The sequence below is a fragment of the Amycolatopsis halotolerans genome (assembly GCF_042647905.1).
Classification (GTDB): domain Bacteria; phylum Actinomycetota; class Actinomycetes; order Mycobacteriales; family Pseudonocardiaceae; genus Amycolatopsis; species Amycolatopsis halotolerans.
In genome coordinates, this window is the sequence record NZ_JBHRWI010000050.1 from 104697 (window position 1) to 114647 (window position 9951).

At 68.7% G+C, this 9951-nt stretch carries 12 protein-coding genes; 6 read left to right on the forward strand and 6 right to left on the reverse strand.

All coding sequences use genetic code 11. From position 1 onward, the window contains the following. The first annotated feature begins 9 nt into the window (after positions 1 to 9). The gene (locus ACFORO_RS35130; protein ID WP_377874201.1) at positions 10 to 1377 is read left to right on the forward strand and encodes an aromatic amino acid lyase; all 1368 of its coding nucleotides are present in this window, start codon (positions 10 to 12) and stop codon (positions 1375 to 1377) included. 16 nt (positions 1378 to 1393) lie between these two features. Here the strand turns inward: ACFORO_RS35130 and ACFORO_RS35135 are convergent, their stop codons facing one another. Together ACFORO_RS35135 and ACFORO_RS35140 are read right to left on the reverse strand one after the other, a co-directional pair. Further along, positions 1394 to 2107 (reverse strand): ABC transporter permease, encoded by a 714-nt coding sequence (locus ACFORO_RS35135; RefSeq protein WP_354746103.1) that lies wholly within the window; start codon positions 2105 to 2107, stop codon positions 1394 to 1396. Continuing rightward, entirely contained in the window at positions 2104 to 2796 is a 693-nt protein-coding gene (locus tag ACFORO_RS35140; protein ID WP_377874200.1) for an ABC transporter permease, read from the reverse strand. Before ACFORO_RS35140 ends, ACFORO_RS35135 begins: the two co-directional genes overlap by 4 nt. A 140-nt stretch (positions 2797 to 2936) precedes the next feature. On the opposite strand from ACFORO_RS35140, the gene ACFORO_RS35145 reads away from it, so the two are divergent. The 3 genes from ACFORO_RS35145 (at position 2937) to ACFORO_RS35155 (ending at position 5527) form a co-directional block, all read left to right on the forward strand. Then, a complete protein-coding gene (locus ACFORO_RS35145; RefSeq protein ID WP_377874199.1) occupies positions 2937 to 3854 on the forward strand; it encodes an ABC transporter substrate-binding protein in 918 nt (305 codons plus the stop codon). Positions 3855 to 3953: 99 nt separating this feature from the next. Then, entirely contained in the window at positions 3954 to 4388 is a 435-nt protein-coding gene (locus tag ACFORO_RS35150) for an SRPBCC family protein (RefSeq protein ID WP_377874331.1), read from the forward strand. Positions 4389 to 4501: 113 nt separating this feature from the next. Beyond that, complete coding sequence (locus tag ACFORO_RS35155) at positions 4502 to 5527, forward strand: NADP-dependent oxidoreductase (protein WP_377874198.1); 1026 nt, start codon at positions 4502 to 4504, stop codon at positions 5525 to 5527. Here ACFORO_RS35155 and ACFORO_RS35160 read toward each other — a convergent pair. The 3 genes from ACFORO_RS35160 to ACFORO_RS35170 are packed head-to-tail and all read right to left on the reverse strand — an operon-like array spanning position 5517 to position 7024. Next, the gene (locus ACFORO_RS35160) at positions 5517 to 6176 is read right to left on the reverse strand and encodes a haloacid dehalogenase type II (protein WP_377874197.1); all 660 of its coding nucleotides are present in this window, start codon (positions 6174 to 6176) and stop codon (positions 5517 to 5519) included. The genes ACFORO_RS35155 and ACFORO_RS35160 overlap by 11 nt on opposite strands. A gap of 54 nt (positions 6177 to 6230) precedes the next feature. Then, positions 6231 to 6635, reverse strand: a complete 405-nt coding sequence (locus tag ACFORO_RS35165; RefSeq protein WP_377874196.1) for an SRPBCC domain-containing protein — start codon at positions 6633 to 6635, stop codon at positions 6231 to 6233. After that, positions 6632 to 7024, reverse strand: a complete 393-nt coding sequence (locus ACFORO_RS35170; protein WP_377874195.1) for a RidA family protein — start codon at positions 7022 to 7024, stop codon at positions 6632 to 6634. Before ACFORO_RS35170 ends, ACFORO_RS35165 begins: the two co-directional genes overlap by 4 nt. Positions 7025 to 7085: 61 nt before the next feature. Between ACFORO_RS35170 and ACFORO_RS35175 the strand changes: the two genes are divergently transcribed. Beyond that, positions 7086 to 8030 (forward strand): helix-turn-helix transcriptional regulator, encoded by a 945-nt coding sequence (locus ACFORO_RS35175; protein WP_377896714.1) that lies wholly within the window; start codon positions 7086 to 7088, stop codon positions 8028 to 8030. On the opposite strand, the gene ACFORO_RS35180 is transcribed toward ACFORO_RS35175, so the two are convergent. Next, positions 8011 to 8628 carry a TetR/AcrR family transcriptional regulator gene (locus tag ACFORO_RS35180; protein ID WP_377874327.1) on the reverse strand — a complete coding sequence of 206 codons (618 nt, stop codon included), beginning with the start codon at positions 8626 to 8628 and terminating at the stop codon, positions 8011 to 8013. The two genes, ACFORO_RS35175 and ACFORO_RS35180, sit on opposite strands and share 20 nt — an antisense overlap. Positions 8629 to 8748: 120 nt before the next feature. Between ACFORO_RS35180 and ACFORO_RS35185 the strand changes: the two genes are divergently transcribed. After that, positions 8749 to 9795 carry an NAD(P)-dependent alcohol dehydrogenase gene (locus ACFORO_RS35185; protein WP_377874193.1) on the forward strand — a complete coding sequence of 349 codons (1047 nt, stop codon included), beginning with the start codon at positions 8749 to 8751 and terminating at the stop codon, positions 9793 to 9795. The last annotated feature ends 156 nt before the right edge of the window (positions 9796 to 9951 follow it).

Consider the following 9951-nt stretch of genomic DNA (forward strand, 5'->3'; position numbering starts at 1 on the left):
CTGTCCATAATGGACGAACTGGAACCGGTCAAGCTCAGCCCGGCAGTCCTCGAAGCGCTTAAGCAGCAGCGCGAGGCGATGCTGACCGCGCTGGACGACAACAGCCCGATCTACGGCGTCAACACCGGGATGGGGCGGCTCGCCGGGACCCGGCTCACCAGCGAGCAGCAAGCTCACCACCAGCGCAATCTCCTGGTCGGCCGGGCAGTGGGCGGGCCGCCGTGGTTGTCGCCGGAGTTGACCCGTGCGGTGCTGCGCATGCGATTGCGCGGGTTTCTCCGCGGCGACGCGGCGGTCAGCCCCGAGCTGGTCACCTTCCTCGCCGACCGGATCAACGACGGGTTCCTCCCCGCCGTCCCGCGCGACAGCCTCGGCAGCGCGGGCGAGATCATCCCGCTGGCGCACGCGTTCCAGACCTTCGTCGGGCTCGGCACAGTCATCGAGGACGGCATCGAAGTCCCGGCGGCGGAGGCGCTGCACCAACGCGGGGTGAAGCCGTTCGTGCTCGGGCCGAAGGAAGGGGCGAGCCTGATTCAAGGTTCGCCGCTGGCCGAGGCCTACGCGTGGGTTTGCGGCGGAAGAGCGCGTCGGCTGGTTGATTGGCAGACGGTCTGCGCGGCGATCACCGTGGACGTTCTCGGTGCGCCGCAAGCGATTTACCGCGGCACCCGCATCGAGAAACTCATCAAAGGCGCCGCCTCGAGACCAGGAGTCCTGCAGGCGCCGATCTCGGTGCGAGTAGGCCCGAAAGTGCTCGAATACGTTAGCCACACTGTCGAGGAACTGCGGGAAACCCTGCAGCAGTCCTGGGAAACCCCGGCGGACTCGCCGGCCTTCCTCGACGGAGAGTTCGTCCCGACAACGGGCTATCACGCTGCTGCGGTCGGGCTGAGGATGGACGCTGTCAAGGCGGCGCTCATCCACGCGGCGGAGGTCTCGGTACAGCGCCTGCACCGCCTCCTCGACCCGCAGTTCAGTGGTCTCCCGCCGCAGCTGGCGGTGGATCCGGGTCCACAGGCTGGACTCACGCCGCTGCACAAACGCGCGGCGGGCGAACTGCACGCGATGCGGCGGCTGGCCGCACCGGCGACGCTCGGATCGCTCGACACTTCCGCTGGTCAGGAGGACGTGCAAGCGTTTGCCAGCAAGGCCGGTGCCGAACTCGAGACCGTTATCGAACGCTTCTTCGCCATCACCGCGTGCGAGCTGATCGCCGGACGGCAGGCGCGGTATCTGCTCAAGACCCCAGGAGCACCGAGGCTGGCCGACGCCTACGCCTGGCTGGCCGAGAGGGTCGAACCGGTGGTGGTCGACCGGTCGCTGGGGCCGGAAATCGAGCGACTGGCCGCGGTGTGTCGTGAGTTCCTATGCCGGTGAGAACCGGGATAAACACTCACGAGTCTCGCCGTGCCTGCTGGAGCGCGAGACCGCGAGGCGTGGCCAGCTTGGTCAGCAAAGCGAACAATCCCTCGCACACCAATGCCAGGATCACCACCGCCACGCCGCCGCCGAAGATCTCGCCGTGGCCCTGCTCGCCGAGGGCGAAACCGTCCACGATGTAGCGGCCGAGACCGCCGCCGTCGTTGACGATCGCGCCGATCGCGACCGTCGCGACCAGTTGCAGGAACGCCACTCGCGCGGCGGCCACGATCACCGGCGACGCCAGCGGCAGTTCCACGCGCAGCATGATCTGCCATTCGCGATACCCGGTGCCGCGCGCCGCGTCGACGACTTCCTGTTCCACCTGCACCACCCCGGCGTAGGTGTTGGTGAACAGCGGCGGCAGCGCCAGCGCGACGAGCGCGAGCAGCAGCGGCCAGAAGTCCGTGTTCGCGCCCCACCTGCTGGCCAGGAACCAGAACAGGATGATCAGCCCGAAGCTCGGGATCGCGCGGCCGATGTTCACCGCGCTGCTGGCGAGGAACTGCCCGCGCCGGTAGTGCGCGAGCCACAGCGCGAACGGGACCGTCAGGACGATCGAGATCACCAGCGCCAGCGCGGAAAACCACAGATGCTGCACGGTCCGGAACGGAATCCCGGCCGGATCGGTCCAGCTCCAGCGGTTCGGGTCGGCCAGCCATTGGCTCAGCTGCGCGAAAAAGCTCATCGGACCGCCCTCCGCGCCCACGGGGCGAGCGCGCGTTCGCTCAGCCACAGCAGCAAATCGACGAGCACGGCCAGCGCGATCGACAGCACGATGCCGACGATGATCGGGCTCGGGTTGGGGATCGGCGTCTGGATGCCGGCGCGGATGAAGTAGCCGAGCCCGCCGTTGCCGAGCAGCGACGTGACGGTGACCAGGCCGATCGTCGTCACCGCGGCCACTCGAAGCCCGGCGATCACCACCGGCAGCGCGAGCGGCAGTTCCACCTGCCACAACAGCCGCCGTCGCGTGAAGCCCATCCCGACCGCGGCCTCGCGCACCTCGGTCGGCACCTGCTGCACGCCGGTCACGATGTTGCGGATCAGGATCAGCAGCGTGTACGTCGCCAGCGGGATCACCGAGGTGGCGAAGGTGAACCCGAGCAACGGGACCAGCAGTGCGAACGCGCCCAGGCTCGGGATCACGTAGAGCGCGCCCGCGGCGCCCACGACGAACGGATAGAACCAGCGGTAGCGCAGGCACAGCGTGGCCAGCGCGAGCGACAGCACGAGACCGACGCCGAGCGCGGTCGCGGTGAGGGCGCCGTGCTCGCCGAGCCGCTGAAGAATCGCGTCAGCGTTGCGTTCGACCCACCGCCATTCGAAGAGGGGACGGCTGCTGTCGGCCAGCAGCGGGGTCACGGACGCGTGCACCGCACGAGGTTACCCCGATCGAGCGACAATATTCCGACAGTTGAGATTGCGTGGCGATGTTCCTAACCAGTGGTTTCTGTCGGTGCGCGCGGTTAGGGTCCAACTCCACTGAAAGAGTGAACTGAGGAGTGTGGGGACACGTGCGCTGGACCCGGAACATCCGAGTGGCCGCGCTGCTGGCGACGGCCGCGCTCGGCTTGACCGCGTGCGGTGGGGGAAGCGACCAGCCGGCCGCGCCGAGCAAGGGCGGCGCTCCGATCGTCGTCGCCTCGTTCAACTTCACCGACAGCCAGATCCTGGCCGAGATCTACGCGAGCGCGCTGGAGGCCAAGGGCTATCCGGTCACCCGGAAGCTGAACCTCGGCTCGCGGGAGCTGGTCTACCCGTCGCTCAAATCCGGCGAACTGCAGTTCCTGCCGGAGTACCAGGGCGCGGCGATCACGACCGGCTTCGGCAAGGAGGCCACGAAGGACGCCAAGGCCGAGCACGACCAGCTGGAAAAGCTGTTCGCGCCGGAGGGCGTCGGCCTGCTGAACTACGCCGCGGCCGAGGACAAGAACACCTACATCATGAAGGCCGACGTCGCGAAGTCGAAGGGTATCGCGTCGATCAGCGACCTGAAGAAGCTCGACAAGGTCGTCATGGCCGGTCCGCCGGAGTGCGAGAAGCGGCTGCCGTGCTTCAAGGGCTTCAAGGACGTCTACAAGCTGGCGAACGCCACCTTCCAGACCGTGCAGGAGGCCGGGCCGCGCGTGCAGCAGCTCAATTCCGGCGCGGTCACGGTGATCCCGGTCGACTCGGTCAGCCCGCTGGTCGGCGACTCGCAGTACGTCGCGCTCAAGGACGACCTCACCATCGTGCCCACCGAGAACGTGGTGCCCGCGGTGAACAAGAAGGTGCTCGACGAGCGCGGCACGGACTTCGCGACGGTCGTCAACGCGGTCAGCGCGAAGCTCACCACGGACGGCATGCGCGAGCTGAACAAGCGGGTCGACGCGGACGGCGAGCCCGCGGCCGACGTGGCCAAGGACTGGCTGAAGCAGCAGGGCCTGTCCTGACGCTCTCCGGGAGTGGCGGGTGCGTACCGCCACTCCCGGGGTTTCCTCACGTGTGCGAAGGTGACTGCGGCGGAAACCGAGGAGAGCAGGGGAAACGACATGGGCAAGGTCACGGCCACCGCGGAGCGCACGATCGACGCGCCGGTGGAACGCGTGCGTGAGCTGGTCGCGGACTACGCCGAGACCCGGCCGAAGCTGCTCACCGAGCACTACCGCGACTACGAGGTCAGCGAAGGCGGAGTCGGCGCCGGCACGAAGGCCAGCTGGAAGCTGCAGGCCACGTCCAAGCGCGTGCGCGACGTCGCGGCCACGGTGACCGAGCCGTCGCCGGGCACCCTCGTCGAGACCGACGCGAACTCCAGCATGGTCACCACCTGGACCGTCACCGCCTCCGGCGAGCGTTCGCTGGTCCGCATCCAGACCAGCTGGGACGGCGCGGGCGGCGTCGGCGGCTTCTTCGAGAAGACCTTCGCGCCCGGCGGGCTCAAGAAGATCTACGACGGCGTTCTCGGCAAGCTCGCGGAGATCGTGTAGCGCTTGCCACAGCTCCGGGGACAATCGGAATGCGCGCCCCGGTTGCTCCGTTGGCCGGATAGACGGGGCGTGCGCCCCGCTTCAGTCCAGCTTGAACGAAACGGAGTTCGACGGTGAACGCACCCACAGCGCCCGACACAGCGACCGAGGTCCGGCTCGCGGCCCGTCCGCACGGCGTCCCGACCATGGACACTTTCGACATCGTCGAGACCGAGGTGCCGAAGCCGGGTCCCGGGCAGATCCTGGTGCGCAACGCGGTGATGAGCGTCGACCCGGCGATGCGCGGCCGGATGAACGACGTGAAGTCCTACTCGCCGCCGTTCGTCGTCGGCGAGGCCATGCAGGGCGGCGCGGTCGGCGAGGTCATCGAGTCCACTGTGGACGACTTCGCGCCCGGCGATCACGTGCTGCACCAGGCGGGCTGGCGCACGCACGCGGTGCTCGACGCCAAGCGAGCGGTCAAAGTGGACGATTCCGTCGCGCCGCTTTCGACCTACCTCGGCGTGCTCGGGATGCCGGGTCTCACCGCCTACGCCGGACTGCTGGTGAGCGCGGAATTCAAGCCCGGCGACACCGTTTTCGTGTCCGGCGCGGCCGGTGCGGTCGGCTCGCTCGTCGGTCAGCTGGCGCGGCTCAAGGGCGCCAAGCGCGTGATCGGCAGCGCGGGTTCGGCGGAGAAGGTCCGCTACCTCACCGAGGAGCTCGGCTTCGACGCCGCCTTCAACTACAAGGACGGACCGGTCGCCGAGCAGCTCGCCGCGGCCGCGCCCGAGGGCATCGACGTCTACTTCGACAACGTCGGCGGCGAGCACCTGGAAGCCGCGATCGCGTCGATGAACCTGCACGGCCGGATCGCCATCTGCGGCATGATCTCGCAGTACAACGCCACCGAGCCGACGCCCGCGCCGCGCAACCTGGTGCAGCTCATCGCGAAGCGGATCACCATGCGCGGCCTGCTCGTGCTGGACCACTGGCACCTGATGCAGGAGTTCGTGGCCGAGGTCGCGCCGCTCGTCGCGTCCGGCGAGATCAAGTACTCCGAGACCTTTGTGGACGGTATCCGCAACGCGCCGGAAGCGTTCCTCGGTCTGCTGAGCGGGGCCAACACCGGCAAGATGCTGGTGCGCCTCAGTTCCTGACGATCGCGTCGGCCAGCTCGGGCATCGTCGCCGCCGTGTAGGTGGCGGCGGGCAGGCCGGGCAGCGGATGGACTCCGGGACGCGCGAGCAGCGCGGTCCGGAGTCCGGCGGCTTGGGCCCCGGCGATGTCCCAGCCGTGTGCGGCGATCATCACCGCCTGACCAGGTTCGACGCCGAAGGCGCGCAGCACCTGGTGGTACGGCTCTGGCGCGGGCTTCAACCGGCTGACTTGCTGTGCGGAGAAGATCCGGTCGAATTTCGTTGCCAGACCAGCGTTCTGCAGCTGCGCTTCCGCGGTGGCGAGCGGCGAATTCGTGAGGGCGACAACCTGATGCCCGGCCTGGCGCAAGCGGTCAAGGCCGGGTACGACGTCGGCGTGTGCGGGGAGAGAACGCAGGCCGTCGCCGACCTTCCCCAGCTCGGCATCGGTGAGTTCGTGCCCGTGCCGCGTGCAAACGGCGACCGCGGCTTCCCCGGCGATCTGCGCGAAATCGCGGTACTGGCCCGCCGCGGTCACCGTGAGCACGGTGTGGATCGCGAGGGTGAACCACTCCTGCCGCGCCGCCGGGTCTCCGGTGAGCTGGGTGAACAGCGGGTCGAGCGCGGTCAGGTCGAGCAGCGTCTCGTTGACGTCGAACACGCAGAGCATCGCGCCTCCTGCCGGTGAACCGCTTGCGTACCAGGGTCCTCCGTCAGTCGCGGGCTAGGCAAGCGCGGTGATCAGCTCGGTGAGAACTCCCTGCCAATGGCGGCGCTGCTGCTCCCGTTCGGCGGCATTGGCCAGCCGCTCCTGGTGAATGCGCAGCATCGCTTTGCCGGGACCGCTGGCGCGCACCGCCAGCTGCAGGGTCGTTTCGTGCGACCAACCGGTCGGTTGCCAGGTGAGCCGGATCCGGTCCATTTCGCGGAAACTGCGCGTCTCGCCGCGGATTCCGTCGGCGGTCTCGTATCCGACGCCGGGTTCGGGGTGGACAGTCACGCCTTCGCCGAGCCAGATCGCCACGCCTTCCGGCGAGGTGATGAAGTCCCACACCTCTTCGGCGGAGCGGCTGATCGTCTTCGAGACGCCGATCTGCCAGCCCGCGTCCTTGGTCTGCCCGACGCTCACCGGACCACCGCCGCGATCGCGCTGACCTCGACGAGCGCGCCCGGCACTCCGAGCCCGGCCACCCGCTGGGCGACGACCGGCGGGGTCGCGCCCTCCAGGCCCGCCGCGGCGGCCGGATAGGCCTTGTCGATGTCGACGTCTTCGACCAGCAGGACGTTCAGCAGCACCACGTCCTGGATCGTCGCACCCCCGGCGGCCAGCGCGGTCTTCAGATTGGCCATTACCCGCTCGACTTGCGCGGCGACGTCGGTTCCGCCGATGATCCCGCCCTCGGCGTCGACGGCGTTCTGGCCGCCGACGTAGACCGTGGTCGCGCCCGGCGGGACCACCGCGACGTGAGTGAAAGCGGGGGACTGGACGAGCCCTTCGGGGCGGAGCAGTTGTGTCATGAGACGAGTATGACCAGATACCCGGTCGGATACTGTCCTAGTTTTGCGCGAGAATCGCACCATGACCACCACGAGCCGTCGCCTGGAAACGCTGGCCCTGCTGCAGGCGCGTCCCGGCATCTCCGGCACCGACCTCGCGGCCCGGCTCGGCGTCACCGAGCGCACCACGCGCCGCGACATCGCTCAGCTGCGCGAACTCGGCTACCGCATCGACGGCGAGCCGGGCCGGGTCGGCGGCTACCGCCTCGCGCACGGCACCGCGATGCCGCCGCTGTTGCTCGACGCGGACGAGGTCGCCGCCGTTTCGCTCGGCCTGCAGACAGCGGTGGCGGTCGACGGACTGGAAACCGCCACGGTGACCGCGCTGGCCAAGCTGACCCAGGTGGTCCCGGCGCGCTGGCAGACCCGGCTCGCCGCGCTGGCGGATGTGGAATCGTTGCCGGGCAAGCCTTTCCGGCGTGCGGCTCGGGACACTTTGGTTCCGCTCGCGTTGGCTTGCCGGGCTGGCGAGGCGGTCCGGATCCGGCATCGAGCATTGGCCGCTCCGTCCGCGAAACCGGTTGATGTGCAACCACATCGGCTCATTACGGTCAGGCGGCAGTGGTACCTCGTCGCTTGCCCGCGCGGGGCGCACGAATGGAAAACCTTCGCGGTGGACCGGATCGAGGCGGTTCAGCCGCTCGGGATCCAGCTGCCCGCGCCGGAGCCACCGTCCACTGTGGCCGATCTGGTCACGGACTCGGGCTGGCGGCATCGCGTCCGCGTGCAGGTGCACACCTCTGCAGAACTGGTCCGGGAGCTCGTCGACCCGAGCGTGGCGACCGTGGTCGAGGACGGCGACGAATGCGAACTCCGCTTCGGCACCGACGATCTCGACTGGGCCGCGCGCTGGCTGGCCTACCTGGATGTGGATTTCGACGTACTGGAGCCGTCCGCGCTCACCGATCGCTTGCGCGCCTTAGGCGAATGGCTGGCCGCCCGCTACGTCACCACTTCGCCGGACTGATCTCCGGACTCCCGGCGCGATAAGCCTCGACCACGATCCGCGCCGCCCGCCGGGACTTGGCGACGACCTGCTCCGTCGGATAACCGAGCCATTGATAGACGCCGTTGAGGTAGAAATCGCCGTAGCCGTAGGCCTGGGTGTGCAGCTGCTCCATCAATTCCAGCGCGGTAGCCGGATCCGGCGAGATCGCGAGGCAGCGCAGCAGTGACGCGTCGATCAGTTCGCGGCGGGCCTCGTGCAGTTCGCCGTACTGCGCGTCGGCCAACTCCGCGGCGAAGAAGACGTGCAGCCCGATTCGGGTGTCGATCAGGAACTCGGTGTGCGCGGCGGCGACCGCGGCCAGCGCGGCGCCGTCGTCCGTCTCAGCGGCGGCCGCTTCCTCGGCGAGCTCGCGAAGCTGACGCGCCGCGACCGTGCCGACTGCGGCCAGCAACGCCGCGCGATCTGGGAAATGCCGGTACGGCGCGGCTGCGGAGACCTTCGCCCGCCGCGCTGCTTCGGCGACCGAGAAGCCGGCGACCCCGTTTTCCGCGATCAAGTCGAGCGAGACGCGCACGAGTTCGGCGCGCAGATTGCGGTGGTGGTACTGCGCCGCCATGCCGTGTGTCACACCCGATCGTGGTCGTGCCGAGGAATAAGCCGAGGCCCACGCTAGTCTATGTAAGAGGGTTCTTACATCGAATTTGTCCCGGCCGGACGGGACACCCAGGAGGGCTTCATGACCACGACCACCTCCGCCATCGCCGCCGCGGCGCCGGGCGGACCGCTCGCCCCGACGACGATCGAGCGCCGCGACCTGCGGCCGGACGACGTGCTGATCGACATCGCCTACGCGGGCATCTGCCACAGCGATCTGCACCAGGTCCACCAGGACTGGGGGACCGCGATCTTCCCGATGGTCCCGGGCCACGAGATCGCCGGCGTCGTCGCCGCGGTCGGCTCGGACGTCACGAAGTACCAGGTCGGCGATCGGGTCGGAGTCGGCTGCATGGTCGATTCCTGCGGCGAGTGCGAGTACTGCCGCGCCGGGTCCGAGCAGTTCTGCGTCAAGGGCAACGTGCAGACCTACAACGGGGTCGGCTTCGACGGCGAGAACACCTACGGCGGCTACAGCAAGCAGATCGTCGTGAAGGACGCGTTCGTCTGCCGCATCCCGGAAGGCATCTCCCTCGACATCGCCGCGCCGCTGCTGTGCGCGGGCATCACCACGTACTCGCCGCTGCGCCGGTGGGGCGCGGGACCGGGCAAGAAGGTCGCCGTCGTCGGGCTCGGCGGGCTCGGGCACATGGCGGTCAAGCTGGCCGTCGCGATGGGCGCGGACGTCACCGTGCTCAGCCAGAGCCTCAAGAAGCAGGAAGACGGGCTTCGCCTCGGCGCGAAGGACTACTACGCGACCAGCGACGAGTCGACCTTCGAGGCGCTCGCCGGCCAGTTCGACGTCATCCTCAACACCGTCTCGGCGAAGCTGCCGGTCGACGCGTACCTCAGCCTGCTGCGTGTCGGCGGCGCGATGGTGAACGTCGGCGCGCCGGGAGAACCGTTGGAGTACAACGTCTTCTCCCTGCTCGGCGGCAACCGAGTGCTCGCCGGTTCGATGATCGGCGGCATCGCGGAAACCCAGGAGATGCTGGACTTCTGCGCCGAGCACGGCGTCGGTGCGGAGATCGAGACGATCAGCGCGGACCAGGTGAACGAGGCGTACGCGCGGGTCGAGAACAGCGACGTGCGCTACCGCTTCGTGATCGACACCTCGACGATCGGCTGACCCCTCGCCGACCGCGCCCCAATGCCACATTGGGTGCTCCATCCATGCCCCCGCCGCCGCCCTCAACGGAGGCGCTGCGCGCCGCTGGCCTGTTCAACGCACCCAATGTGGCGTTCGGTGCGCTGAACGCACCCAATGAGGTTTTCTCAGTAGCGT

Excerpts from the sequence above, each read along its gene's own strand:
- ACFORO_RS35160 (WP_377874197.1), bottom strand. The coding sequence starts at position 6,176 with ATGCTCTGCGTGTTCGACGTCAACGAGACGCTGCTCGACCTGACCGCG.
- ACFORO_RS35175 (WP_377896714.1), top strand. The coding sequence starts at position 7,086 with ATGACCACCACGAGCCGTCGCCTGGAAACGCTGGCCCTGCTGCAGGCG.
- ACFORO_RS35135 (WP_354746103.1), bottom strand. The coding sequence starts at position 2,107 with ATGAGCTTTTTCGCGCAGCTGAGCCAATGGCTGGCCGACCCGAACCGC.
- ACFORO_RS35150 (WP_377874331.1), top strand. The coding sequence starts at position 3,954 with ATGGGCAAGGTCACGGCCACCGCGGAGCGCACGATCGACGCGCCGGTG.
- ACFORO_RS35185 (WP_377874193.1), top strand. The coding sequence starts at position 8,749 with ATGACCACGACCACCTCCGCCATCGCCGCCGCGGCGCCGGGCGGACCG.
- ACFORO_RS35130 (WP_377874201.1), top strand. The coding sequence starts at position 10 with ATGGACGAACTGGAACCGGTCAAGCTCAGCCCGGCAGTCCTCGAAGCG.
- ACFORO_RS35170 (WP_377874195.1), bottom strand. The coding sequence starts at position 7,024 with ATGACACAACTGCTCCGCCCCGAAGGGCTCGTCCAGTCCCCCGCTTTC.
- ACFORO_RS35180 (WP_377874327.1), bottom strand. The coding sequence starts at position 8,628 with ATGGCGGCGCAGTACCACCACCGCAATCTGCGCGCCGAACTCGTGCGC.